General features: G+C 40.0%; 23 protein-coding genes and 1 pseudogene. 5 read left to right on the top strand and 19 right to left on the bottom strand.

The genetic code is table 11. From position 1 onward, the window contains the following. Nucleotides 1-20: 20 nt before the first annotated feature. The 3 genes from MN200_RS01095 to MN200_RS01085 form a co-directional block, all read right to left on the bottom strand. A complete protein-coding gene (locus MN200_RS01095) occupies nt 21-464 on the bottom strand; it encodes a hypothetical protein (protein ID WP_023188002.1) in 444 nt (147 codons plus the stop codon). Nucleotides 465-548: 84 nt separating this feature from the next. Next, nucleotides 549-890, bottom strand: a complete 342-nt coding sequence (gene fdx / locus MN200_RS01090; RefSeq protein ID WP_023188003.1) for an ISC system 2Fe-2S type ferredoxin — start codon at nt 888-890, stop codon at nt 549-551. Between the two features lie 90 nt (nt 891-980). Beyond that, nucleotides 981-1661, bottom strand: coding sequence for a DUF305 domain-containing protein (locus tag MN200_RS01085; protein WP_023188004.1), 681 nt, complete (start codon nt 1659-1661; stop codon nt 981-983). Nucleotides 1662-2148: 487 nt separating this feature from the next. On the opposite strand from MN200_RS01085, the gene MN200_RS01080 reads away from it, so the two are divergent. Continuing rightward, nucleotides 2149-3252, top strand: a complete 1104-nt coding sequence (locus MN200_RS01080) for a hypothetical protein (protein ID WP_001289337.1) — start codon at nt 2149-2151, stop codon at nt 3250-3252. Here MN200_RS01080 and MN200_RS01075 read toward each other — a convergent pair. From MN200_RS01075 to MN200_RS01050, 6 genes are all read right to left on the bottom strand, one after another. Further along, nucleotides 3241-3879, bottom strand: coding sequence for a hypothetical protein (locus MN200_RS01075; RefSeq protein WP_000530048.1), 639 nt, complete (start codon nt 3877-3879; stop codon nt 3241-3243). The two genes, MN200_RS01080 and MN200_RS01075, sit on opposite strands and share 12 nt — an antisense overlap. Nucleotides 3880-3947: 68 nt before the next feature. After that, nucleotides 3948-5363, bottom strand: a complete 1416-nt coding sequence (locus MN200_RS01070) for a hypothetical protein (protein WP_004777765.1) — start codon at nt 5361-5363, stop codon at nt 3948-3950. Between the two features lie 19 nt (nt 5364-5382). Then, a complete protein-coding gene (locus MN200_RS01065) occupies nt 5383-6474 on the bottom strand; it encodes a TniQ family protein (RefSeq protein WP_000622362.1) in 1092 nt (363 codons plus the stop codon). A 19-nt stretch (nt 6475-6493) separates the two neighbouring features. Next, complete coding sequence (locus MN200_RS01060; RefSeq protein WP_000073961.1) at nt 6494-7345, bottom strand: TniB family NTP-binding protein; 852 nt, start codon at nt 7343-7345, stop codon at nt 6494-6496. Beyond that, on the bottom strand, nt 7342-9231 hold the full coding sequence (locus MN200_RS01055; RefSeq protein ID WP_032047827.1) for a Mu transposase C-terminal domain-containing protein: 1890 nt from the start codon (nt 9229-9231) through the stop codon (nt 7342-7344). The genes MN200_RS01060 and MN200_RS01055 overlap by 4 nt, the downstream gene beginning before the upstream one ends. Further along, nucleotides 9228-9923, bottom strand: a complete 696-nt coding sequence (locus MN200_RS01050) for a heteromeric transposase endonuclease subunit TnsA (RefSeq protein WP_032047828.1) — start codon at nt 9921-9923, stop codon at nt 9228-9230. Before MN200_RS01050 ends, MN200_RS01055 begins: the two co-directional genes overlap by 4 nt. A 114-nt stretch (nt 9924-10037) precedes the next feature. On the opposite strand from MN200_RS01050, the pseudogene MN200_RS01045 reads away from it, so the two are divergent. Further along, nucleotides 10038-10688 (top strand): annotated as a pseudogene (locus tag MN200_RS01045) (ATP-binding protein); the annotation flags it as partial. Nucleotides 10689-10759: 71 nt separating this feature from the next. Here MN200_RS01045 and MN200_RS01040 read toward each other — a convergent pair. Then, a complete protein-coding gene (locus MN200_RS01040; protein WP_058868716.1) occupies nt 10760-11530 on the bottom strand; it encodes a TorF family putative porin in 771 nt (256 codons plus the stop codon). Nucleotides 11531-11876: 346 nt separating this feature from the next. Continuing rightward, a complete protein-coding gene (locus MN200_RS01035; RefSeq protein ID WP_058868714.1) occupies nt 11877-12647 on the bottom strand; it encodes a TorF family putative porin in 771 nt (256 codons plus the stop codon). Between the two features lie 459 nt (nt 12648-13106). On the opposite strand from MN200_RS01035, the gene MN200_RS01030 reads away from it, so the two are divergent. After that, a complete protein-coding gene (locus MN200_RS01030; RefSeq protein ID WP_010325681.1) occupies nt 13107-14432 on the top strand; it encodes an OprD family outer membrane porin in 1326 nt (441 codons plus the stop codon). A 102-nt stretch (nt 14433-14534) separates the two neighbouring features. Here MN200_RS01030 and ppa read toward each other — a convergent pair whose 3' ends face one another. Both ppa and MN200_RS01020 read right to left on the bottom strand, forming a co-directional pair. After that, nucleotides 14535-15062 (bottom strand): inorganic diphosphatase, encoded by a 528-nt coding sequence (gene ppa, locus MN200_RS01025; RefSeq protein WP_058868713.1) that lies wholly within the window; start codon nt 15060-15062, stop codon nt 14535-14537. Between the two features lie 118 nt (nt 15063-15180). Beyond that, a complete protein-coding gene (locus tag MN200_RS01020; protein ID WP_005401007.1) occupies nt 15181-15585 on the bottom strand; it encodes an MAPEG family protein in 405 nt (134 codons plus the stop codon). Nucleotides 15586-15692: 107 nt separating this feature from the next. Between MN200_RS01020 and MN200_RS01015 the strand changes: the two genes are divergently transcribed. After that, nucleotides 15693-16073 carry a hypothetical protein gene (locus MN200_RS01015; RefSeq protein WP_242759927.1) on the top strand — a complete coding sequence of 127 codons (381 nt, stop codon included), beginning with the start codon at nt 15693-15695 and terminating at the stop codon, nt 16071-16073. A gap of 51 nt (nt 16074-16124) precedes the next feature. Here the strand turns inward: MN200_RS01015 and MN200_RS01010 are convergent, their stop codons facing one another. The 6 genes from MN200_RS01010 to MN200_RS00985 form a co-directional block, all read right to left on the bottom strand. Continuing rightward, the gene (locus tag MN200_RS01010) at nt 16125-17804 is read right to left on the bottom strand and encodes an AMP-binding protein (RefSeq protein ID WP_151835740.1); all 1680 of its coding nucleotides are present in this window, start codon (nt 17802-17804) and stop codon (nt 16125-16127) included. A 149-nt stretch (nt 17805-17953) separates the two neighbouring features. Then, a complete protein-coding gene (gene parC, locus MN200_RS01005; protein ID WP_010325678.1) occupies nt 17954-20173 on the bottom strand; it encodes a DNA topoisomerase IV subunit A in 2220 nt (739 codons plus the stop codon). 538 nt (nt 20174-20711) lie between these two features. After that, on the bottom strand, nt 20712-22031 hold the full coding sequence (locus MN200_RS01000; protein ID WP_242759926.1) for an MFS transporter: 1320 nt from the start codon (nt 22029-22031) through the stop codon (nt 20712-20714). 102 nt (nt 22032-22133) lie between these two features. Further along, nucleotides 22134-22778 (bottom strand): trimeric intracellular cation channel family protein, encoded by a 645-nt coding sequence (locus tag MN200_RS00995; protein WP_004692884.1) that lies wholly within the window; start codon nt 22776-22778, stop codon nt 22134-22136. A 59-nt stretch (nt 22779-22837) separates the two neighbouring features. Then, complete coding sequence (locus MN200_RS00990; protein ID WP_242759925.1) at nt 22838-23305, bottom strand: YchJ family protein; 468 nt, start codon at nt 23303-23305, stop codon at nt 22838-22840. Between the two features lie 70 nt (nt 23306-23375). After that, nucleotides 23376-24956 carry a TerC family protein gene (locus MN200_RS00985; RefSeq protein ID WP_004978531.1) on the bottom strand — a complete coding sequence of 527 codons (1581 nt, stop codon included), beginning with the start codon at nt 24954-24956 and terminating at the stop codon, nt 23376-23378. Nucleotides 24957-25291: 335 nt separating this feature from the next. Between MN200_RS00985 and MN200_RS00980 the strand changes: the two genes are divergently transcribed. Further along, complete coding sequence (locus MN200_RS00980; protein WP_004692887.1) at nt 25292-25912, top strand: TIGR00730 family Rossman fold protein; 621 nt, start codon at nt 25292-25294, stop codon at nt 25910-25912. The last annotated feature ends 39 nt before the right edge of the window (nt 25913-25951 follow it).

Genomic DNA, 25951 nt, shown 5'->3' with positions numbered 1-25951 from the left:
TTATTTTTTGTATAGAAAAATCAATTACGTAAAACGATTAAAGCTTTTGTATAAGTATAAGAGTTACTAATAAAAGATTGCCTTTTCCTAAATCCAAAAGACCTAATAGGTATTTCAAAAAAACTAAGAAAAAGTAGTATAAGAGGTAGGGCAAAGCTCAAGAAGAATACAGGATCAAGAGCAAAATGTTCTTGAATCGTAATAGGCTTAACTGAATGTTGTAAAGCAGATTGATCATAACTTTTCCAATTATGATTTTTTGTATCTTCCTGAGAAATTTGATTATCATGATGAACTAGAGTCCAGTGACTTATATCTCCAGACACAATAGAAATATTTAGATCATGGTGATGGTCTAAATTTTTAGCAATTACAGGCGCCCATGTATAAACACCCGTAGTTGTTATTGAAAACAAAAACAGGACAAATACAAGAATAAGTTTTATGAACTTATTATTTGACATACTGACCAGATTCACCTTTTATCTGTACCAAGAATACTTAATCAAGTTTCAAAAGTAAATGTCTTAAAAACAAACTAGAAACACTTATTCATGATGATCTGAAATATAGTTTACCGTGTATTTGGGGATTTCTACTTCCAAGTTTTCATCTTGGACTTTAACCTGACAAGATAGTCTTGATTCAGCCGTAAGCCCCCAAGCACGATCCAGTAAGTCAGCCTCTACATCATCCATTTCTTCCAGACTATCAAACCCTTTTTTCACGACAACATGACATGTTGTACATGCACCTGATAAATCGCAGGCATGTTCTATGGGAATGCCATGATCCAATAAACTTCGACATAAATTACTTCCACTTTCAATTTCAAGTTCCGCACCCTGTGGACAAATCTTTTCATGCGGAAGAACTATAATTTTTGGCATATAACATAATCCTCAATTCATCAAATTTATAGATAAAACAAGGGGCTTTAAAAAGCCCCTCATTTAAAAGAACATCGAATAGAGAAGTATCTACTTATGTTTACTTAACCATTCATTCATCATCTTGATTTCTGATTCCTGGGCAGAGATAACATCTTCAGCAAGCTGACGCACTTCTGGATCAGAACCGTATTGAAGAACTACTTTAGCCATATCAATTGCACCTTGATGATGGGGAATCATGCCTCTCATGAAATCAACATCAGCATTTCCTGTAAATGGAACCATCATATCTGCGTGCATTTCATCATTGACCTTAATGTATGCTTGAGTTGATGGGCTATCTTCATTTTTGCTGTCAGAATGATTTTTATTTTTTGCCAACCATTCATTCATCATCTTGATTTCTGACTCCTGGGCAGAGATAACATCTTCAGCAAGCTGACGCACTTTTGGATCAGAGCCGTATTGAAGAACTACTTTTGCCATATCAACCGCACCCTGATGGTGAGGAATCATACCCAACATAAAGTCAGTATCTGCATTTCCCGTGAAATCAATACCCATTCCGCTGTGCATACGAGTATTTACTTCCATATAGGCATTTGTAGATGGATTATCTGTTTTAGCTGAACCATTCATATCATGGTGCATTGAATGGCTTTCATGTTTATTCTCACTCATTGAATTATCCTTTGGAGCGTCAGAAGAGGAACACCCCGCACTAAATACAATCGCACCGATCATTAACATTGGAACAAAGCGTTTCATGGAGTTATCCTCTTACTACAATTATGAAAAAATAATGGGTAATAAGCTCGGAAGTTATTCTTTCCTATCAGGTACATCATTACCCTTGATGTAGTAACTCTATTCTTTCCAATTATGGTAAGGTCAACACCTAATCAAATAAAAATAATTAAAAAATAAAACAATTAAAAACAAATACTTAAATACAATTAACTCCGTAGTGAGTCACAATAATCAATAGAATTAAAAAAATCACCTCCAATCACAAATAATATTTTTATATAAATATAAATGTGATATGTGTTTTCATGGTTTCACAATTATTTATTTGATTATTGGATGCACTACAAAAGACTACAAACATTCTCAAACTTTATACTTAAAAATTATCTTACTTCTCATCTTAAATTTGAGCATTTATGACAATAAAACCTTATTTATTAAAACCTTAAAATAATTATTAAGGTATAATTATTTTAACCATAACTACTATTTTTTGAGTTTCACAATGTCTGAAATTGATTTTTATAAAAGATTGAACAGATTAGAGAAAAGACGAAAAGGTACTGACCTTACATACAATGCTTTTGATAGTGTAACAGCAGGCGTAACTTCATTTAATGAGTTTGATGAATTAAAACGTACAATAGAAAAATGGCAGATTGTATCAGACAAACCATCTATCCGTTATGCAGTAGGAGCAATGCAAGAAGTTAGTAAACGTTACACAGAAATCAGTATTGAAACTGCTAAAAGAATTGAAAAACAATTAGAGCCTAGGCTACTAAATAATCATAACATTGTCACAGAATACAGATTACAAGGGTCAGTTCCCCTAAATATTCATATCAAAGGTGTAAGTGATGTTGATTTACTTGTACTTAACAAATCACATTATCGTACAGAGGGTTATTTAGGTACTTTACGTCATGATGATATAAAAATATTAAGAGAACTCAGGAACGCGTGCACTTATGAATTAAGACAAGCATATCCTGCCGTAACAATTGATACTACTGGTGCTAAATCTATAACTTTAACAGGTGGATCACTTCCTCGGGATGTAGATGTTGTACCCTCTCATTGGGTAGAAACATATGAGTACCAACAACAAAAGCACCTTTATTTAAGAGGAGTCAATATTCTAGATAATAAAACTCCTACTACATTGATGAACTTACCTTTCAAGCATATTTTTTATATAGATTACAAATGTAAATACTATGCTGATGGAGGATTGAAAAAATCTATCCGCCTTTGTAAAACAATAAAAGCCGATTTAGTTGAAGAGGGCAAAGTAATTTACTTAAGTAGTTTTGATCTAGCCTCTATTATGTATCATTCCAATCTAGAAAATTTAAAGAAAGGTAGAACAAATGCTTTAGCAATAGTTCTTGAAACAAAAAGATTTTTTGATTATCTGTATCATAACCCAAACTATAGAAATAGCTTATATACACCTGATATGACCAGAAAAATATTTGATAGTTATCAGAAAGAAACCTCTCTCACAACAATGAGCATTGCCTTAGATAAACTCGTTACGGAAATACGTAAAGATTTGGGTTACCTATATGACGAAACCATTGGCTCTTATCCATTAGTTATCTAATTTTTCCCATAACATTGTTCCCATGGTTCTTCGACCAGTAACATTATAATATTTAGCACTGGCACTTTTATTGTCTTTATGAAGTGTCAGCTCTACAAATCCTCGATGGATACGTAACTCTTCATGATCTAAATCTTTTGGTTTGTTTTCATAACTATAAAGAACTTTGTATTCTTCAATTTCGTCATAAATAATTGCAGCAGAAATACTGTCAGATGTGGAAAATTCTGTTTCTAATCTGATTCTTACTTTATCCCAACTTTGTAAAATTGTTACTTTTCCAATCCACTCTCTATTGTGCTTAATCATTTCAGAATTTTCTTCTTGGTAATCAGAGATACCTTTACATGACCATTCTCCCGAAATATCAGGATATTTCAGAATCTTGAAAAATAAACCTGTTTTCCATATCCATTTATCAAATAGAAAATAAAAAGTAAGAAATAATAAAGCAGTGATAGCACTAGAAATGATGACATTCCAATAAGGAGACAATCCACCCAAGAACTTCAGTAAAAAGTAAATCAATATCCAAGATATAAACGTAGCAAGTGAATAAACATATTTCCCTGCATGAGACCTATTGAATCCATTATGAACACAATATTCATGACCTAATTGCCCCATACATACCCTCTGGAAGCCCAAAATTCAGTTTTAACTTTATGTAGCTACATTAGCGTTATATGGTCCAGTTATACAAGCAATTTAGGTATCCAATATTGCTGATCACCAAACCTCACTTCAAAGCCATCATTCAGCCCCCTATAATTAATACTATCCATTTGATTAAAAAAGGATTTATCCAAATTATGAAAATACATCAATCCTAACTTTATCCACTCTAGTTCATTAAAATTTTCCTCTGGGGCTTTCATGATGGCCAACAATTGTTTTTCCAGTTTCTTCATATTACTTTTTTCTGTTATTTTTTCATCTAGTACCCATGACGTATCAAGGTTCGTATCATAATTCTTGTTTAAAAAATTAAGAAAGCCAACAATAGCGCAAGCTTGTCCAGGGGACTTAAATAAGTAATATTTTACATGCCACATTGTTGGTAAATCTAATCGTGATTGACTTACCAACAGCATTAAAGCAGATGCTGGTTTCATGGCTAAACGGGCAGAACGTATACTCGTTTTCCCTAAATCCATTTTATTTATTAAAACCTGATAATAGTTCTGAAGAATTTGGGCTGAAAGCGATGAACCAGGACATGAGTTCGCCAGTTTTCTCAGTTGGTCAAATTCAGAACAGTGGCCTTTAGATTGGGTATCTATATGCAGGTGATGTACTGCAACCAACCACCGGATGGGCAGCTCATATTTGCGTAAACCACTTGTTCTTAGTCTATGTAATAAAGAGTCATTGTCTGGGATCTGATCTCCCCAAAGATCACTGGTCTTTTCAAAAAAATGAATATGTTTACGAATTAGTAATGCAGCCTTATGCGGTCCAACCTCATGATCAAGCCAATTCATATAATCTTTAAAGTAACCTTTGAGGCTTGGATTTACTAATGTATTAACCAGTTCCTTAATCCTATTCCCCAATATTCTTCGCCATGTACATAATTCACAGTATTTCCCATATCCAGCAGGAATCTGTTGCTGGCAAGTTAGACATTGAAGTGGTGGACAGGTCAAACATTTCTTACAAAGCATTTTGCCTGACACAACATCCTGTTCAATCAACCTATATCTTCTACAACTTTGGCATGTCTGGTAATCACGGGTTGCACACTTTGGGCAAACTCTTAAATTATCTCCAAAACGGCTGATACGAGATAAGCGTTGTGATGTCACACCACACCGTTCACAAGCTTGAAACTCTCTAAAATAAACTGAACAACTATTACAAACAGGGCCTTGCTCCGTTATTTTTCCTATAGGGTAATCAATACGCTGACATCTAATGCAAGGTCTATTGGTTTCACATTGTTGGCAAACGGCCAAGTTATCAGCTTTATATAATCTGGAACTTTTACCACACGACGGACAATCCTGTTTTTTAAAAACTCGTACATAGCACTTATGGCAATAGTTACGCTGTTTATAAAGTCGGTGTATCTTTTCAACCGCATCACCACATTCATCACACTGAGGCATGGTGTTGTCCCCCCAAAAGTTACCCTAGTTTTCTTTTTAATCTTAAAAACTTGCGTATTACAGTCTCCTTACTTTTAGGTTTAAAGGTAGCTACCAATGCTCTCTTTGGAGGGTAGTTCCGATAAATCGAGCCTAATTGTTCTTCAACAGGCCTTAATATGGCTGGCAACTGGTTTCTCTTATCCCAAAATGAAGACCTGTTCATATTTAAAGATTTTGCTGTTTCAATAAACTTTTCCTGGGGAATAATGAGTAATTGATAAATACAGGAAAATAGCCGTTCTCTCTCGGTAACTGGAAGTTGGTTAACAGCCAATCCATTCGATATAAGCTCAGGATGGGGCACCTGAATTCTGAGTTGTTCAAGAAAAGCCCATCCTTTTCCATTTACTGAGCCAGCTAAAGCTTTTCTAATAAATTGTGAAAATAACTTAATCACCGTTAACCAATCAGTTACTGAAATCAACTTGTCTTGATAGGTTGCACAGCCTTGTTCCAGGAATTGATCAAAGATTTTTTGGAATGCCAAGGCATGACAATCCACAAGGCTTTTATTAACCTCCAATAGACTTTTTTTACATATTGAACAGCAAGTCATAACCTGATCAGGGGCTTCAAGACGTCTAGGTTGAATAGCATTATGGCAATGAGGACATTGATCATGTAAATGCTGATTATGTTTTATACAACCTGTATGCCAGGCAAAACGCCAAGGCAGACGGAAATAGGCAACATTATCCTCAGATAGACACTCAGGACAATATTGCCAGCCACCTCGATGCTTACGGTTTCTTGTACCTAATACCAAGTACCATGCATCAAGAGTTTGATTATCCAGATTATATTTAATTAAAAAATTGCGAAGCGTAGCAGAATTAAATTGGCTTTCATCAATTTTTGTCGTATTGATCAATACCTGTACTTGCTCTGCACTTAAACCACGATCTACATCTACAGACCAGATTCGCCATTTGGGCCAAAGTACTCCAGTTAAACTTAATGGGTCACAACCACTGTCAAGTGCGGCACGTATCAACCAAGAAGATAATGCCTCATCTTGCTTTAAGTCCGTGGGAATAAACCATGAATGGATTTCTGTTGCACTTATCATACCTAGTCCTCCACATTGCTTATTTCACACTTTCTAGCAAGCTACGGTCGATAAACTCCTGACCAGAAACAACAGCTTTCTTTGCGGCGTCCCGTAAAATCGTTCGCAGATTACCTAAGTTTCCATCTGTAATATCATGCAGATATTTTACTGTTGCTGGTTCAGCCAGTTTTGAAGCCTGTTTGAGGGGAAGAACTTTCTCAAATTTATTTACCATAGCTTGAAAGTCTTTATCTAGTTTCCATAAGGGCAAATTAACCACACGAAAACGGCTGACATGCTGTGGATCAGTACGCAGAACACTAATTGCTTCTTCTGTACCAAACCCAACAATGGGTATCTGTGTTTCATTACACAAATACTTAATCGCATTCATTACTGTTCTTTGCTTAATCGGACTGCCACATAATAGAGAATTCATTTCGTCGATAATGAGGAGCTTTACCTCATAAAGTTTAAGGCAATGGACCACTTGGTAACGTAGCTTCGCAACGGGATCTCTTTCTCGAAAAGGAACCCAGAACTTATCAAGAATAGCCATATACAGAGCTTTTTCATCAGGGGAAACAGGTGCCTGTACAATGATTACAGGTTTTACTGCATTATTTTCTGCATTGACATAACCCTCCCCATACAGCTTAAAGAACTGGTTAATAATTGAGGTTTTACCATTATTTGGCTTACTCAATACCAGTAAGTTGGGCATACGGCTCCGCTTAGGAAGTGTCAGGAATCCTTTCAATTGGTCTAACAAGTCATTGGCTGCTGGATACCCAATCCATCGGTCCTCTTCCAGGAAGTAGAGTCTGTCCTCATTAGACTGTTCCACAATAGGGCGAAACTCTTGAAAAACATGTGAATAGTTACTCATGAAATATCCTCATCATTTTCCAGCTCATCGAGAGGCAATAAACCATATACGTTTTCAAGCTGTTGCTCCAAAATCGTACTCTCTTGTTGAGGTTTTTTGCCCTGAATTGAAGCAGGGTTAACACTCTGTTGATGTTGGGTACTGCGCTGATGTGATCTGCGAGCCCGTCGAGTTTTAGTACTTGCCTCCTGAACACGCTCCCGAAGTTTAGCTAGAGCCTGTCCAAGTTCATGATCTTTTAGATATTCGCCAGTTTCCTTTTTCAGTTCCTGAATCTTTTTGTGTTCCCAAATACTAAATGGTGGAATACTTTGATCCGCTAAAGGAACCTTAAAATAATTTTTGATTTCGGGATCAAAGAACCATATCTCACTAATATTTCTTGGATCACGCCTAAAGATAAATTTACGTTTTTCCTTTTGATTATCAGGGTCTACAGCATTAATCCAACCTCTTAGTACATCAGCATAATAAGCAAGACCATCAATTGTTACACCTGTTGTTTGAATCGTCCTTTCAAAACTTGGTAGAAAATCAAGAAAGAAATTATGATCATTTGCAGGCAATCTAGCAGCCCCAGAACCTAACGTGTTTTTATCACCAAAGATACCTAACTCAAAAGCATGTAGTGGAGAAGTACCTAAAGCAGAGTGTTTCCTTTTGTGGTAAACATTACAGATAAAATCAATCAGCCAGTCCTCAAATTCGGAGAATGTGAAAACTGCTTCCGCATCTGAGTTATAGCCTTTTCTTTCAAAAATATTTGAAAAAGTTGTTCCTGGAACTGCGTGAATATCGGTTGCAAATGTTCCCATCAAACGTTCAATGTGCCCGCCAAAACGTGGTTTTTTAACTGGTCGGTATTCCAGACGAATATCATGTGCCATACAAGCATTTCTGAAAGTTTCTGAGTGAAACTCAGGTCCATTATCGACATGAATGGTGTTCATAATTCCCCAGACAGGCCATTCAGCTTGAATCTTGCGCGAAGCTAGCCATTTCTCTTTGGGCAGTACAGCTTGAGAAACGCTCATTGCAATAGACATAACAGAGGGGGCATCTAATGATAAGTAATATCCCACAACTACCCTTGAACGCACATCAATTGCCAACGTAAGAAAAGGTCGTCCTATAGGACACCTGCTAAAATCATCAACCAGAATAAGATCAACAGGCGTATGGTCAATCTGTACGACGGCAAGTGGATAATCAGCATGAGGGAATTTCCCTGCGGCAGGTGTAAATTTGTTATCGGCCTTTTCCTTATGTCCCCTCTTACGAAGAGAGTCTCTCTGGCTAATCGCTGCAATACGATTTCTTACTGTATTGGCATGAGGCACCTCTAGGATATGGTATTCATGACATAAGCGTTTCACTTCAAGTACAACTTTTTGAACACTTATTCTTTGATTAGTTAGGTATAAATCCTTGATGGCTTTTTCAATGATTGCTTCAGCATGTTTATTAATTATCTTCTTGCCTTGTGGCAATCCCTCTTTTCTGGGCCGCAATCCATCAATAGTTCCATATGCCTTATAGATTTTTAACCATCTATAGATAGTGGCTGGATTAATATCATGTTCTTGGGCTCGTAACTCTACTTCCTTACGACCACTCACGCCTCCCTCAATGAAAGGACGGATGATGTTGAAACGTCTTTCAGCCTCAATCCAGTCTTTATCAGCGATGAGCTCTAGATCTTCATGCTGTTCCACAGCTATTGACGGCCTTAATTCACTGATAGCCGCAATATTTTTCCTACCTGTATTATTGTTTTCAACAAAAACTGATTTCAGGTCAATGACTTCAATAATCGTATGAGGAATCCCTTTTATCTGAACAGGTTCCCCAGCAGCTATTTTGATATTCACACGTCTATCATTCATGACAAACTCCCACTTACCCAGAGTTCAGTAGATGGCTGTAAAGGTGCACTTAAATCGCAAACCAGATAACCATGAGCAACTAAATACCAGATTTGACTAATTCCATTTGCTCGGTCCCATTTGCCAAGAAAATGTCTGGCTAATAGAGTCTCAAAAGTTACTACTTCTCGATCTCTCACATAATCCAATAAGTGCTTTGAATCAGCAGGGGGAAATTCCATCTTTCGGTACTTTTGTAAAAACATGGCATTCGACCATAACTGGTCCCGAATACGACCCTCATGTGCAATATGAAATTTCCAACCCTCTTCTTTGCATACCCTCATGGCAGCACGATATCTAGCTTTCCATAGATGTAAATTAAGTTGCAATTCATCTGTAGGTTTTACTTCAACCAGTTTAGGTGCAATAAATGGAAGAAAATCATCATGCTTATAAGTTACCAGGTAGTCAGGGGTGTAAACTCGTTTCTGCCCATTATCAAAATACTCAATCGTAAAGGGTTGAGATTCAACAGCAAGAACATTAGGGTCAACCTCTAATCGAATGAGAAAATCGCGTTCCAGTGTTGATTCAAAGGCCACTGCCGAATCTTTTTTAAAAGGGTATAAACCAGATACACTAATCCGTGTATTACCAATTTTTCTTCGAGCTGGTACGATGTTAACGGTGTCGCATGATTGATTGTTCATTCTGGGTTCCGTTGCATAGTTCTTTATAAAATTTGTCGCATAGTTATTTGTAAAAGGCAGTCTAAGTCATTGACCCTAGCTCATATTGTCGCATAGTTCTTTGGAAATGACAGCGGGTCACAACCCAAACCCGGTGAAATTACTTTGGCACATAAAGGCGTGCTGTTTTTAGATGAACTACCAGAGTTTGACCGCAAGGTTTTAGAGGTTTTAAGACAGCCGATTGAAGCCAAAGAGATTGTGATTTCGCGTGCTTCACGGCAGATCACCTTTCCAGCCAATTTCCAACTAATTGCCGCAATGAATCCGTGTCCCTGTGGTTATGCGTTTAATCAAGATAGCCGTTGTCAGTGCTCAGCCGAGGCGATTAAACGCTACCAAAACCGTATTTCCGGGCCTTTGCTGGATCGAATTGATTTACATATTGATGTACCACCCTTGCATGCGTCTGAATTACAAGACACACAAGTCGTAGAAGACTCGGCAACTGTACGTGAGCGCGTGATTCAAGCTTATCAATGGCAAATGCAGCGCCAAGCTTGTCTCAATATGGCTTTATCACCCAAACAACTCGAACAATTCGCACCGCTAGATGGACAAGCGGCTTTAATCTTTGAAAAAGCACAACAGCGTTTAAATTTGTCTGCTCGGGGTTATCACCGGATTTTAAGAGTGGCCAGAACCATTGCGGATTTGGCCCAGTCAGAGCACATTCAAACGGGACATTTGACTGAAGCTCTCTCCTACCGACAGCAAAATGCCTAAAAATCGCTAAATTCCACATAAAAAAACCCCTCTAGTCCTTAGGACTAGAGGGGTTTTGAAGATGCGAAAACTTAGAAAGTTTTAGTTAAGGTAAACACGGCACCTGTTTCTACACCACGTGCTGTCACATGATCCAGATTATCAGTATCAATATTGGTTCCTACTGCTGCCAATTCTGCTGTTGCACCAGGAATAGACTGGAATGCATAGGTCACACCCACTTTCCAATCGACATAATTGTCATCATCACCAAATGAATATTTATCTTCATCACTGACCACGGTATAACCCACATTCGCGACACCACCAAAGCCCGTTGAACCAAATGGAATTGCATAACCAGCATTGATGTTCCAGCTGTCTGTATCTGCTGCAACATAGTCATTGGTATAGTTTACATTGGTCAGTAGACTGTCTCCTTCAGTAAAGACACTCGCAAAGGTTAATTTGCCATAAAATTCTAACCAGTTCAGATCATCTGCACTTGGATAGTTGTAGTACACCATACCCACATCAAGCACTGGCTTGCTGGCAAAGCTTTCTAATGTTGTTGCAAACCCAATCGATGGATCGAGCTCTAAGCTCGGTGAACCTTCACCAAAGTCAACATTTGAACCCCAAAGACCCAAATACAAGCCTGAGTCATGTGCCAAAGTAAAACCCGCTTGTACCGCTGGATCATTTTGGGTTTGAGTTAAACCACGGAAACGATAGTCGGTTGTTACAGCAGCACTTCCGCTAAAAGAGAAACCAAACGGTAATGCTGGCTCGTCATCTGCGAAAGTGAATGTAGAAGCTGAAGCCACCACAGCTAAAGATAATGCTTTAAGTGCAAATTTCATTGTTTGATTCCCCCACATCGTATCCGACGTTTTTTGGTTATTTCGATAAACTCATGTAGGTATTAGCAATAGCTATGCCACATTCAATTCAACATCAGATACGCCTTTTACAAAATAATTATAAATTATTGTTTTTGTTAAAATTTTATAAAATATAAAAAATTGAGCTCACCCTCAGCTTGATCGTTAAACATCTTCGCGGTGAATTGAAGCCAAGCCCATCAAGCAAACATAATTGTTTACAATATGCGCTATTTTGAGACTCATCTTTGGAAGGTACGTTTTTAAGTGCATAAAAAAAGTGCATCCCCAACCGATCTGGATGCACTTTTCATATCTACAGAATTTAGAAGTTGTAAGTTAAACCCAGCACTAGATAGTCTTCTAAATCCTCGCCCATACGGTTATGTACACCATAAATATAATCCGCAGACATCTCGATCCCTGTCTCTGCAAAGGGCCTACTCAGGCCTAAGCGAACTTCATTAACAGTAAAGTTCTTCTCTGTAGTGAGTATGGCATCATCATGCTGCCGATAAATCGATGCACCAATTGAACTATTGAATTGAAAGTGTTGTGGAAGAGCATAATGATGTGCAAGGCTTAAATAAGTATCGCCCGCGTTGGCATAGCTCACATCCACTAAAGCCACCGTGACGCCTACATCAAAGTCTTTATAGCTCAGACTATTTACAAATTCCGCTCCAGTTGTACTTCGGCGTTCTGTGCGATCCTCACTATAGACCGAGCCGCCATCATTATATAAATAAGTCACAATATGCGAGCGGTAGCTTACATCTGGACTGAGTGTGCCTGCATAACCCATATAAAAGTCATGCTCAACACCGTGATCTTTGCTGATATCTGCTGCATCATAATTCAGTGTTGAAGCCCAATAACCAGCATATAGGCCAGATGCATGTTCATATTCAAGCCCTGCTTGCAAGGTAGGCTGATCATTTTCAATCCCCCCACGATAAATATACTGACTGAGCACAGCAAGGCTTCCACTGAGCACACCTTTTGAGCTTTGTTGCTGGGGCTCGCTTGCGTTGACCGACACACTGCCAGTGAAAAAAATTAAAAATAGTGCAGTTTTATGTGAATTTTTATGCATTTAAGCTCTCAAAATCTCTTTAGACATGAATCATTTACTGATTCCATACCCATAAATTTTAAAGCTATTTTTTAACAATAGGTCAATTTTATCTAGGCAACTGCTGTGTAATTCATCATTTTCCAATCTGGGTATAGGTTATTCTGAACCGATTCCAGACGACTAGAAATGACTGAACACTTTGATTCATAAGCTAAAATGACCTCACAGTCTATATATTATTTTCTGCAATACATAGCAAAAAACAGAATTAAGAGGAGAAAAATAATTCAATGTTTTATAAAGGTTTATTTTATCAAACCGAATATTTTAACCAAAATTAAAATATTTCAAACATATCACTTACAAAAAAATGCATTACTTTAGTTGAATATGTTAAATAAAAATGAAAATTTTTCAGCGATTACTTATACAATTGCTGTTCTCTTTCCATCCAATTTGTATAAGGTTCGCTCCCCAATGCAAAACACAAAAAAATTAGCATTAGCAGTTTTAGTACAAACTGCACTTATATCAACAGCTTTTGCGAGTGAGCAAAGTGAATCTAAAGGTTTCGTTGAAGGCGCTGAAGGATCAGTGCTATTCCGCACAGGCTTTTTAAATCGTGATAAAAAAGACGGTTTAACAAATGATACAAGCTCAACTGCTCAAACTGCCATTTTTGATCTTCAATCAGGCTTTACAAAGGGTATTGTTGGCTTTGGTGTTGGCGTAGTAGGTGATGCATCTTTCAAGCTTGGTGCGAATAATAATACGGGTAATCAAATGATTCCTGTAGATGATCGTGGATTTGCTTATGATCATTGGGCTCGTGGTGGTGCCAATGTGAAAGCACGTATTTCCAACACAACCGTGACTTATGGTACACAGGTGTCAACACTTCCTGTCATGGCAAGTAATCAAGCCCGTTTAGTGCCTGAGTATTACACAGGTGTTTTCATTGAAAGTAATGAAATTCCAAATCTAAATGTGGTTGCAGGTAAATTCACAAAAAACCAAATGTCAAACCAAATTAGTACCGATAAAGATGTGACAGGTCAAGGACTTGATCGTGCAGTAGTTTGGGGTGCTAAATATAAATTTAATGATCAACTCAATTCATCGTATTATGGCTTAGATGTTCAAGATAAGCTAGAACGTCATTATGCCAATGTAAACTTTACCCAAAGCTTAAAAGACAAGAGTACCTTAACACTTGATGCCATGGGTTATCATACAAAATGGGATAAAGATGCGCTCACTGATTCACATACCACAGATGATCTAGCAAACCGCAAAAACTCGATTTGGGCTGTTTCAGTGGGCTATGGCAAAGATGTACATAATGTCATGCTTTCTTATCAAGATAACACAGGTAATACTGGGTATGACTATGGCTATAATGCTGATGGTTTACAAAGTATCTATGTCCCTAATTCCTATTTAGGTGACTTTAATGGTAATGATGAAAAATCTGTCGGGCTACAATATAACTACAACTTCAAAAATCACGGTTTACCTGGTCTAAACTGGACAACTGCATTTGTTTATGGTTGGGATATTGATATCGCTAAAATAACAGATCGCTCAAAAATCATTGACCAAGCCGAAGAACATGAGTTCTTTAACCAAGTCAAATATACAGTTCAAACAGGTGCATTGAAAGATGCAAGCCTACGTGTTCGCTATTCTTACTTACGTTCAAGTGATACCTATAATAATGTTTCTGGTCAATATGTCAGCAATGTCATTGGCTCAACCAATGAATGGCGTTTATTCCTTGATATTCCTGTGAAACTGTTCTAATTCACTTTAGATCAATTCATAAAAAACCGCCATTCAATTGAATGGCGGTTTTTTTATGAGCCTGATTTTAGGGTAATAAAATCAGGCTTTATTTTTTCAAAATTATTTTTTAGCAGCTTCGATTGCTTTCAACACTTCTTGCTTAGCAACTTCAGAACCTTCCCAACCTGTTAATTTAACCCACTTCCCTGGCTCTAAGTCTTTATAGTGCGCGAAGAAGTGTTCAACTTGTTGAATCAGTAAAGGTGGAAGATCGGTATATTCTTTCACGTCTTTATAAATTGGCGTTAACTTGTCGTGTGGAACTGCGATTAATTTCGCATCGATACCACCGTCATCTTCCATGTTCAATTTACCCACAGGACGGCAACGAATCACTGAACCTGGTTCAACTGGATGCGGCGTTACAACAAGTACATCTAATGGGTCACCATCTTCAGACAAGGTGTTTGGTACATAACCATAGTTCGCTGGGTAGAACATTGCTGTACCCATGAAACGATCTACAAAAAGTGCATCCGAATCTTTATCAATTTCATATTTGATTGGTGCTGCATTTGCAGGAATTTCGATGATCACGTAGATATCGTTCGGTGCATCTTTACCCGCAGGGATATTGCTGTAGCTCATAACATCACTCTTTAACAAGTTAAATCTTTTAAAAAACCGCATCGATTATAACGGTTTTTGAGAAAAAAATATTTCTGCGATTATACATCCACTGGGTGAAAATATGTATGTTTCGCACTTAGCCCATCGTCAGTCGAATGACCAACAATAATAAACAAATAGGACAAAGCAGTGACAACAGCCAAACGATCGATCGAAGCGTCGACCAGTTGGCCAAATAGCAAATACCATACACCACACGAAAGACAAGATAGGCAATACCAAACGTCATGGTGACCACTTGCGGAATCACCATATATTCAGCCATTAAGATAGCGGCAATAAATAAGGGTAAACTCTCAAAGCTATTTTGCTGTGCCGCATTGGCACGTGCTGCCAGACCAGTCGTCTTGGCGAGAAATTCACGCGGATGCTGATTATCTTTGGCGCGAAATCCTGCTGTTTTTTTAGCAATGATTGTAAATACGTAAGGCAGTAAACAAGCAATTAAAATGAGATAAATAATCCCGCTAATGCTTTGCATTGGTTTTTTCTCATCAAGATCATTTCGACGGCTATCATAGCATGGCATTCCGAGGATAAATTTGGTTAAATTATAGTGTTTTTATAATTTCCCAATGAGACTCCTGCATGGCTAGCCCTGATCAAAAAGAAATGTTCGACGTGCTCGAAATTCAGCGCCAACATCAACGCCAAGTAGATCGTGTTTTAAAGATTGTGCTTCCTGTTACTGCATTTTTATTGGCGGTCATTTGTGCCAATATGAATATTGGTTCGACTCTTGGCACACTGGTCATGCTGATCATTGCATTTTGGATGGTTGGGATTAGACGCCAAACACTTTGGTATTGGCTGATTGCTGTCACTATCTATTGCTTCATCGACAATGTACTTAGCTATGGCACATTTGCATTCCCAGCCTTTAGTCGCCAGTGTGGCACCATGTTGACCTTTATCGGTATTTTGGGTATTGGCCGTCCCTATATCGACCGTTGGCTAATGAAAAACTAAAAATAGAAATAGAAAAAAAAGCGCCATTCGGCGCTTTTTTTAGGACTCAACTTATGCTGTTTTACGCAAATCTTTACGTAAGATTTTACCTACGTTTGATTTCGGTAACTCATCCAAGAATTCAACATAACGCGGACGTTTGTAACCCGTTAAGTTCTCTTTCGCGAATGCCAATACTTCTTCTGTGGTTAAAGATGGATCTTTCTTCACCACAAAGAGTTTTGGTACTTCACCTGATTTTTCATCAGGTACACCAATGGCAGCTACTTCCAATACTTTCGGATGCTTTGAAACCACTTCTTCGATTTCTGAAGGGTAAACGTTAAAGCCTGACACCAAAATCATGTCTTTCTTACGGTCTACAATTTTCACATAGCCGCGAGGGTCCATGACACCAATGTCACCCGTACGGAAGAAACCATCTTCAGTCATCACTTTAGCCGTTTCATCTGGACGGTTCCAATAGCCACGCATCACTTGTGGACCACGGATTGAAATCTCACCTTGTTCACCCAGTGCAACTTCCTTCCCATCATCATCCAAAATTGCAACTTCAGTTAATGGCAATGGAATACCAATTGTGCCGCTAAATTCTTCTGACGCTGGCGGATTTGCCGTTGCCACAGGTGAAGTTTCAGATAGACCATAACCTTCAATGATGTTGGTTCCAGTAATTCGCTTCCACGCTTCTGCTGTAGAAGGAAGGACAGCCATACCACCACCCATCGCCATTTTCAATTTGCTGTGGTCGAGTTGCTTAAACTCTTCATTGTTCACTAAAGCATTGAATAGTGTATTCACTGCTGGGAAAAATGATGGTTGGTATTTACGTAATTCTTTCATTACCCCTGGTAAGTCACGCGGGTTTGGAATCAAAACATTCGCTTGTCCTTTGTACATACCGTACATCGCACAAACCATAAACGCAAAAATGTGATAAAGCGGTAATGCGCAGAAAATGCGGTCATCGGGTTGGCCGTCTTGTGCACCAAATTTACTTTGGAAAATACCATCACACTGCAACATGTTCGCCACAAGGTTACGATGCGTCAGTTCGGCACCTTTAGACACACCTGTCGTACCACCTGTATACTGAAGAACCGCTGTGTCACTTAAAGTTAAATTTGGTCGCTTATAGTTGCTTGCACTAACTTTCGACATTGCCGCATTAAAGCGAATATGGCCAGGAATATTCCATGCTGGAATTTGCTTACGCACAGAACGTAATACAAAGTTCACCAGGGTGCCTTTTAATGCACCCAACATGTCACCTACAGAGGCAATCACAACATGTTTAACTGGCGTTTTACCATTAATCGCTTGATAAACAGAGGCAAAGTTTTCGATGATCACTAAAACTTCTGAACCCGAGTCATTTAACTGATGTTCAAGTTCACGCGCGGTATACAGTGGATTGACGTTAACCAGTACTAAACCTGCACGGAATACACCCAAAGCAACGATAGGATACTGCAGAACGTTCGGCATCATCACAGCGACACGTGAGCCTTTTGCTAGACCCAAACTTTGTAAATACGTTGCAAATTTACGGCTTGCTTCTTCTAACTCACTAAAAGTGAGTACTTTATCCATAAAGATAAAAGCATCACGAGAGCCAAATTTTTGGAAATTTCTTTCAAATACATCAACCAATGACGTATTTTCTGGTGGCAATTCTACAGTCTCTGGAATCCCCGTTTTTTGGTATTCTGCGAACCAAATCTTTTCCATATCGCCCGATTCTCCTATCAGTAATCCTTAAATTCTCAGCTGTTGTTCTCAATATTAAGCGCTCTTTATTTAACTTGTGTTGCTTAATATTGCATCCATTTCCCGCATACATACCATATATAACGTATTTTGATCAATGGATGCTAGTTTTATCTCTGAACTAACAGTTTATTTGCTTTTTGATAACCACGTGGTAATAACTGCCCTTTTGATGCTCTTTTGCCTATGTATTTTTGCAAGTCATCACCCTTCAATTTTAATTGCTGCTGTCCTGCAACGACTTGCAGTATTTCATCTAGCGTTAATCTTGTCATGAATACAATTTGATCTTTCTCTTCAAGTTGTATCAATTTATTACCTTTACCTTTATTTAAAACAGGCAACTCTGACAACTCTAAAATCAACAAACGACCCGTTGAGGTCAATAACGCCAAATGGGTGGCCTGATCAACACTGGTTAACGGCATAACTGTGGCTTTTTCAGGTAAAGTAAGGAAGGCTTTCCCTGCTTTTGCATTGGTATCTAACTGTTTTGCCTGTGTTTTAAAACCATACCCCTTGCTACTTAGCGCTATGACTTCGGCTTCATCATCAGCAATAAAGACTTGTTTAAAACCAATACCACTGGCTGGGGACAATTTTGAACTCAACGGTTCTCCCAAACCACGTGCGGACGGTAGGCTATTAATGGCTAGTGCATAACTACGCCCTGACTCATCCAGCACATACACGCGCTGATTAGATTTGCCTTGCGCATGACTAAGGTATTGATCGCCCGCACGGAAGTTCAGGTTTTCGGCATCAACTTCATGACCTTTGGCTGAGCGAATCCACCCCGCTTCAGACAAGACCACAGTCACAGGATCAGCAGGCATGAAGTCTTGCTCACTCATCGCCGTCGCTTCTGCACGATGCACGATTGGTGAACGACGGTCATCGCCGTATTTTTTCGCATCATCTTTGAGTTCATTGATGATCAAAGCTTTTAAAGACTCTGGATTAGCCAACTGTTCACGAATCAGTGCAGCTTTGGCCTCTAACTCTTCTTGCTCACGGCGCATTTCCATTTCTTCAAGTCGGGCCAAATGACGCAACTTGAGTTCTAAAATGGCTTCGGCCTGAATATCATCAATATTAAAACGTGACATCAACTCCGCTTTGGGCTGTTCTTCTTCACGAATAATACGAATCACTTCATCAATATTTAAATAGGCAATAATCAAACCGCCCAAAATATGTAAGCGTTTTTCAATTTTATTCAGGTGATATTGCAGACGACGGGTAACAGTTTCCTTTCGAATTTCAATCCACTCCAGCAAAATACGACGAATCGATTTCACTTGTGGACGGCCATCCGCACCAATCATGTTCATATTGACCCGATAGCTCGACTCAAGATCGGTGGTGGCAAAAAGGTGACTCATTACCGCTTCAGCATCAATCCGATTTGAGCGCAGTACGATGACCAAACGGGTTGGGTTTTGATGATCCGATTCATCTCGTACATCGCTCACCAAAGGCAGTTTTTTCGCCTGCATTTGATCTGCAATTTGCGAAATAACTTTCGAACCTGACACTTGATAAGGCAAGTCCGTGATCACAATTTCATTTTTTTCGATGCGATACACCGAACGCATACGGTAACTGCCCCGACCTGTGCTTTGTATTTTTAACAGCTCTTCAGGTGGCGTAATAATTTCTGCTTTGGTCGGCAAATCGGGGGCAGGAATATATTCTGCAACTTTTTCATCGCTTAAATTTGGATTGCGAATTAAGGCAATGGTCCCTTTTACGACTTCACGCAGGTTATGTGGTGGAATGTCCGTAGCCATACCAACCGCAATGCCCGTGGTACCATTTAACAAAATATTCGGAATACGTGCAGGTAAAGTCACTGGCTCTTTCATCGAACCATCAAAGTTATCCTGCCAGTCACAAGTCCCCTGTCCCAGTTCAGACAAAAGTACTTCACTATACTGAGATAATTTGGCTTCGGTATAACGCATCGCCGCGAATGATTTCGGATCATCGGGAGAACCCCAGTTACCTTGACCTTCAATAAATGGATAACGATAACTAAAAGGCTGCGCCATCAGCACCATCGCTTCATAGCAGGCCAAATCACCATGCGGGTGATACTTACCGAGCACATCGCCAACGGTACGCGCAGATTTTTTGGGTTTACCGCTGTGTTTCAGCCCCAATTCACTCATGGCATACACAATACGGCGTTGTACAGGTTTTAAACCATCGCTGATATGCGGTAAGGCACGATCCATGATCACGTACATGGCGTAGTTGAGATATGCTTGTTCAGTAAATTCTGCTACGGAACGGTTTTCTGTCGCTTGATGCGCAAGGTTCGTCATAACAACCTGTCATCCTAATTAATCGTTTTTTGTTTAAGTTCTTATGCTATGTCGCAGGCTCTGCCTATACAAGTGAAAGCGTACACCACTACGACAAATTGCGTCTTTAGATGTTCCTAGTGTCGTAAAATTATCCATTTTTTTTAAAATGAGCAACTAATTATTTTGAAGTTCAGTTCCTGTGTTCATCTCTGCTCGTCAATGAAAACAATGAAGCAACTTCAGCCCACTCAACTTGATCGATACGATCGACAAAAAAATCGGGTCATCCTCGCCCAAAATGCGACACAACCAATTGGGTAGATCACATCAATCAAGTCGCAGCTATTTTAAATAGCCTCATCATGTACGGGGCTGACTTTTATCAAAATGCAACGTTGATAGGCCACATTTCAGCCGAGTAGATTGAATTTTTTATTGCTGAGTTGGATCTGGTTATCGGCTATTTTTCAGATCCATCATCTAGATTTTATCTTGAGATTTACTGGAGACAGAGAGTCTCAACACATCTGACTCTCAATCTTCAGCAGGGACTAAATTACAGTCCAATTTCTTCCAATGTTTTGCCTTTGGTCTCTTCACCCAAAATCAAAATTACCGCTGCCACCGCAAGCAATACCACGGTAAACATCATGAAAATCGCACTAAATCCATTGCTCTGTACCATCATATGCGTCACCACCATCGGTGCAACAATACCGCCCATACGACCAATGGCCGATGCCCAGCCCGAACCAAAAGCCCGGATATTGGTTGGATATTGCTCTGGGGTATAGGTATACAACACGCCCCATGCACCGAGGTTAAAGAATGACATCAGGCAGCCCCAGAACATGATCATGCTCACAGTGTCAGCTTGACCAAAGAAATACGCTGAGACTGCACACATGCCAATAAAACCTGCCAAGGTTGCTTTACGCCCCAACTTTTCGACCAGCCATGCTGCGGCCACATAACCCGGAAGCTGTGCCAAAATCATCACCAGTACATATTCAAAAGACTGAACAATGCTATACCCCTGCTTCACCAGCAAACTGGGTAACCATGTAAAAATGCCATAATACGAATAAACAATGCCAAACCAAATCAGCCATAACATCAAGGTTCTACGTGCAAATGTACCCGACCAGAGCTGCGTAAAAGACACGGTCTTTTTTTCTGCCACTGGTTTAACGATGATATGTTCAATCACTTCCACACCGCATTGGCGTTCAATCTGCTGCACCAAGGCATGCGCTTCCACAATACGACCACGGTTAATGAGATAAGGAATTGACTCAGGCACTTTGAACCAAATCACAATGGCGTACAGTGCAGGAATTCCACCGATTAAGAAGGCCATATGCCAGTCAAATTTTGGAATCACAAAATACGCCACCAATGCAGCGCAAAGCCAACCTAGCCCCCAAAAACTTTCTAGCAGCACGATAAAACGCCCACGCACCTGCGCAGGAATGTATTCACTGACCAAGGTCACCGCTACTGGCAACTGTCCACCTAAGCCTAAACCCACAATAAAACGAAACACCAACAACCACGTTAAGTTCGGGGCAAAGGCACAGGCTGCCGTCGCTAAACTGTAAATCACTAGGGTCGCGGCAAAAACTGTTTTACGCCCAATACGATCGGCCAGACCACCTGAGCACACCGCACCAATCGCCATTCCGACAAAGCCAATGGAGACCACCCAACCTTTCTCGGTTGGGCTCATGTGCCAATCTTCGGCCATTTTTGCCAAAATAAAAGAAATCAGCCCCGTGTCCATGGCATCGAACATCCAGCCCAAGCCAATGACCCACAACAGGGTGTAGTGAAATTTACCGATCGGTAAGCGTTGTATGCGAGAAACTAAATCCATAGCTCGGCCTCTAAAGCGGGAAAAGATAGCGGGCTGCTTTCTCAACAGGCTTTATCATTATGTGCTTTTTTATACAAATAAGGCGGTCAAATCGCCGTTATTTTAGCTCGCATCTTTCGAGGAAGCCGATTGCTCATCATCATCTTGATAAATGAATTTCGGCATTTCTAAGCCGAAATAAATCGCGATTAAACGTAAACTAAAGCCAAAGATCAAAGTCGAAATCACAGTCAGCTCAAGTGATAAACCGAGCTGAATGCAGCCCCAATAGAAAATCACCGCGACAAAAGAAATACTGGCATACAGTTCACGGCGGAAGACCAAAGGGACGTCATTACACAAAATATCACGTAAGATACCGCCCGATACCCCTGTCAGAACTCCTGCGACCGCAGACACCACAAAACCATGTCCCATTTCTAAGGCAATTTGACAGCCAATGATGGTAAAACCGATCAGGCCCAGAGCATCGAGCACCAAGAAGATATTACGTAAATGGCGCATCCACTTGGCAATCAAAATCGTCATAAAAGCGGCAAAACAGGTCAGCATCAGATATTCAGGATGCTTGACCCAAGTCAACGGATAATGTCCCAACAACACATCGCGGACAGAACCGCCACCCAGTGCTGTGACACAGGCAATAATCACCACACCAAACCAATCCATACTACGCCGACCCGCCGACAGTGCACCTGTCATTGCCTCTGCTGTGATCGCTATAATATAAATAATAGTGAGTAACATCGCCTGGATTCCATATAGGCTAATTGATGCGCGCTATTCTAAGCCAAATTTGCTTAAAATTATAAAAATTGTGCACAACATTGTTTAAATTTTTTCCCTGAACCGCAGATGCACGCTTGTTTCATGGTGATTTGCATTTCAGTGGTTGGATCTAAAAAATACCATGCCTCGGCATGTTTCACAAAATGTGAAATTTCATGATGTATCTGTGGCGATTTGCCATCATGATAATGGGCTTTGAACTCGACCATGGCATGGTTTTTATCGAGTTTTTCATTGGCCTGCACGACGTCTAACTTCACCCATTGGTTGCGTCGACTCCACTCAGCAATTGCTGCAACATCTAGAGCCTGTTGCTGCCCCAACGCTGTGGTTTGCACAATGTAATCAATTTGCTGTTTGGCAAAAGCACTATAACGTGAGCGCATAAGTTGAGCAGCACTCTGCGCACGGCTTTGTCCCAAGTGCAAAGGCTGACAGCACTTTTCATATTCACCCTGCCCACACGGACACTCAACATTACTCATGATTTTTCCATAAAAAATAGCTCGACATTGCGAGCTATTTTAACCTGTTCAAAACAGATTAAGGTTTGTTTTAAGATGATTCCTTGTGCAGATCCGACTTTGGAATCACATGCACTTTTTCAATTTTGTGCCCATCCATCGTCACCACTTCAAAAATACAGCCATCTGCTTCAAGGCTAGAGCCATTTTCAGGTAAACGGCCTAAATGGAATAGGATATAGCCAGACAAGGTTGAGTACTGATCAGACTCATCGACCAAATCACGATCCAACAATAACGACACATGGCGAATATCAGTAGAGCCATCGAGCATCAGGCTACCATCTTCTAAGCTTTCAGCCACATTGTCTTCCGCATCTTCATCGGGGAACTCCCCTGCAATCGCTTCTAATACGTCAATCGGCGTGGCAATCCCTTCAATCGAGCCGTATTCGTTCAAGACCAAAGCCATTTGCAACGGTGCTTGACGCAATTGTTCCATCACCATCAGGACTTGTGCATTTTCATGCACAATCACAGGTTCACGTAAATGTTTATCAAAATCGAGTACACCGGTTTCGATATATTCGTTTAAAACTTTATGGGTCAGCACCACACCGGCGATGTTGTCTAACTCGCCCCGTGCCACAATTAAACGCGAATGCGTAATACTGAGTAGTTGTGATTTGATTGAGGCTTCTTCATCTTCTAAATCAATCCACTCCAACTCTGGACGGGGTGTCATCACGGACTTCACAGGACGCTCGGACAAACCCAGCACCCCTTGCACCAAGACACTATGATAGACCCCATTTTCAGGATCAAATACTTCATCCGCATAAGCGCGAGTTGCCAGGACATCTTCAGGCTCAGAGGCATGATCACTACTTTTACCGCCCAACATTCGCAGCACCGCAGATGCAGTTTTATAGCGAAGGTCTGTAGTGGTGACCATTTTTTCTTGATTACGGCGCATGGTTTGGTTGATGAATTCAACAATCACCGAGAAACCAATCGCGGCATATAAGTAACCTTTTGGAATATGGAAACCAAAGCCTTCGACAATCAATGAGAAACCGATCATCATCAAGAAGCCGAGACACAAAATCACCACGGTCGGATGTTTGTTGACAAATTCCATCAAGGCTTTCGATGCCCACAACATAATGCCCACGGCGATAATCACCGCAATCATCATTACAGACAGGTGTTTAACCATACCGACTGCTGTAATCACCGAGTCTAAGGAAAACACAGCATCCAAAACTACAATCTGAACGATCACCATCCAAAACACAGCATTGGCTGGACTTTCTTCTTTCTGAACCACTTTGGCGTCAATACGTTCATGCAGTTCCATGGTGCCTTTAAACAGTAAGAACACCCCACCAAACAGAAGAATCAAATCCCGTCCTGAGAAAGGATGATCGAAGATATGGAACAGCGGCTCGGTCAGTGTCACCACCCAAGCAATTGAGGCCAACAGCACCAAACGCATTAAGAGCGCAAGGATCAAACCAACAACACGGGCCGTATTGCGTTGTTCTGGTGGAAGTTTCTCCGCCAAAATCGCAATAAAAACCAAGTTATCAATCCCCAGCACAATTTCCAGCACCACTAGAGTGAGTAACCCTACCCACGCAGAAGGATCAGACATCCATTCAAATATCATGTGATCTGCTCCTGTCGAGGGGAAATATATGGTGCATAACGCAACTTAAGCGGATGAAAAGGAAGATTCAGCACCAATGGCTGTAATTTTTTTTCGGAAAACTGAAGATGTCTTGAGCGACAACTACCACTACCCATGTTCGTTCTTGTGTTGTAAAACAGGAAATAAGTATAGGCAAGATCTACATGAAATTCATCTTTTTTTCAAAAGCGCACTGTTTTAAAAGATTTAACAAATTATTACCCGATTGTTAGATTAAATACAGCTTGCCGTCACATTTCTTGCTTAAACTAAGAGAGAAAAAGTAGATAAAGCAAAAGGTAAAAACATACGCCATGAATAGTGAATTAAAAATATCCTCTCTCAACACTGAAGTAAATGTTCAAACCACTCAACCTCTGATCGCACTTTATTGCGGTTCTCGTTCAGGCAATAAACCGATTTATCAAGAAAAAGCGATTGCACTGGCACAAGGTTTAGCTAAACAGGGTTTTGGTCTGGTTTATGGGGGTGCCAGCATTGGTCTCATGGGACAAGTGGCCGATGCCATGATTAGCCACGGCGGTGAAGCAGTCGGCGTCATTCCAGAATTTATGCTGGATTATGAAATTGCGCATCACCAACTGACCGAATTACATGTTGTACAAACCATGCATGAGCGCAAAGCCTTAATGGCCGAACGTGCAAGCGCCTTTGTCGCACTACCCGGTGGTTTAGGCACTTTTGAAGAAATTTTAGAAGTGGCAACCTGGGGACAACTGAACCAACACCAAAAACCGATGATGATTTATAACGTCAATGGTTTTTATGACGCACTGATTACACAATTGGATCATGCAGTAGAAGAAGGTTTTCTACCGCCACAGCACCGCGCAAAAGTAATTGTATGCAACCATGCTGAACAGATTTATTCAGCCATTGCCAACCTCGGCAGTCCAGCACACTTTGCCATTTAAACCCTGTTCTTAATGCCATAAAAAAGCGAGCCTAGAGCT

The sequence above is a fragment of the Acinetobacter sp. LUNF3 genome, assembly GCF_022699605.1.
Taxonomy (GTDB): Bacteria; Pseudomonadota; Gammaproteobacteria; order Pseudomonadales; family Moraxellaceae; genus Acinetobacter; species Acinetobacter johnsonii.
This window is presented reverse-complemented; position numbering and strand designations above follow the sequence as displayed.

Coding starts and splice junctions, on each gene's coding strand:
- MN200_RS01080 (WP_001289337.1), top strand. CDS start 2,149: ATGTCTGAAATTGATTTTTATAAAAGATTGAACAGATTAGAGAAAAGA.
- MN200_RS01085 (WP_023188004.1), bottom strand. CDS start 1,661: ATGAAACGCTTTGTTCCAATGTTAATGATCGGTGCGATTGTATTTAGT.
- fdx (WP_023188003.1), bottom strand. CDS start 890: ATGCCAAAAATTATAGTTCTTCCGCATGAAAAGATTTGTCCACAGGGT.
- MN200_RS01030 (WP_010325681.1), top strand. CDS start 13,107: ATGCAAAACACAAAAAAATTAGCATTAGCAGTTTTAGTACAAACTGCA.
- MN200_RS00980 (WP_004692887.1), top strand. CDS start 25,292: ATGAATAGTGAATTAAAAATATCCTCTCTCAACACTGAAGTAAATGTT.
- MN200_RS01070 (WP_004777765.1), bottom strand. CDS start 5,363: ATGCCTCAGTGTGATGAATGTGGTGATGCGGTTGAAAAGATACACCGA.
- MN200_RS01010 (WP_151835740.1), bottom strand. CDS start 17,804: ATGGAAAAGATTTGGTTCGCAGAATACCAAAAAACGGGGATTCCAGAG.
- MN200_RS00985 (WP_004978531.1), bottom strand. CDS start 24,956: ATGATATTTGAATGGATGTCTGATCCTTCTGCGTGGGTAGGGTTACTC.
- MN200_RS01020 (WP_005401007.1), bottom strand. CDS start 15,585: ATGCAAAGCATTAGCGGGATTATTTATCTCATTTTAATTGCTTGTTTA.
- MN200_RS01035 (WP_058868714.1), bottom strand. CDS start 12,647: ATGCATAAAAATTCACATAAAACTGCACTATTTTTAATTTTTTTCACT.
- MN200_RS01015 (WP_242759927.1), top strand. CDS start 15,693: ATGGCTAGCCCTGATCAAAAAGAAATGTTCGACGTGCTCGAAATTCAG.
- MN200_RS00990 (WP_242759925.1), bottom strand. CDS start 23,305: ATGAGTAATGTTGAGTGTCCGTGTGGGCAGGGTGAATATGAAAAGTGC.
- MN200_RS01050 (WP_032047828.1), bottom strand. CDS start 9,923: ATGAACAATCAATCATGCGACACCGTTAACATCGTACCAGCTCGAAGA.
- parC (WP_010325678.1), bottom strand. CDS start 20,173: ATGACGAACCTTGCGCATCAAGCGACAGAAAACCGTTCCGTAGCAGAA.
- MN200_RS00995 (WP_004692884.1), bottom strand. CDS start 22,778: ATGTTACTCACTATTATTTATATTATAGCGATCACAGCAGAGGCAATG.
- MN200_RS01065 (WP_000622362.1), bottom strand. CDS start 6,474: ATGATAAGTGCAACAGAAATCCATTCATGGTTTATTCCCACGGACTTA.
- MN200_RS01055 (WP_032047827.1), bottom strand. CDS start 9,231: ATGAATGATAGACGTGTGAATATCAAAATAGCTGCTGGGGAACCTGTT.
- MN200_RS01060 (WP_000073961.1), bottom strand. CDS start 7,345: ATGAGTAACTATTCACATGTTTTTCAAGAGTTTCGCCCTATTGTGGAA.
- MN200_RS01040 (WP_058868716.1), bottom strand. CDS start 11,530: ATGAAATTTGCACTTAAAGCATTATCTTTAGCTGTGGTGGCTTCAGCT.
- MN200_RS01000 (WP_242759926.1), bottom strand. CDS start 22,031: ATGGATTTAGTTTCTCGCATACAACGCTTACCGATCGGTAAATTTCAC.
- ppa (WP_058868713.1), bottom strand. CDS start 15,062: ATGAGCTACAGCAATATCCCTGCGGGTAAAGATGCACCGAACGATATC.
- MN200_RS01095 (WP_023188002.1), bottom strand. CDS start 464: ATGTCAAATAATAAGTTCATAAAACTTATTCTTGTATTTGTCCTGTTT.
- MN200_RS01075 (WP_000530048.1), bottom strand. CDS start 3,879: ATGGGGCAATTAGGTCATGAATATTGTGTTCATAATGGATTCAATAGG.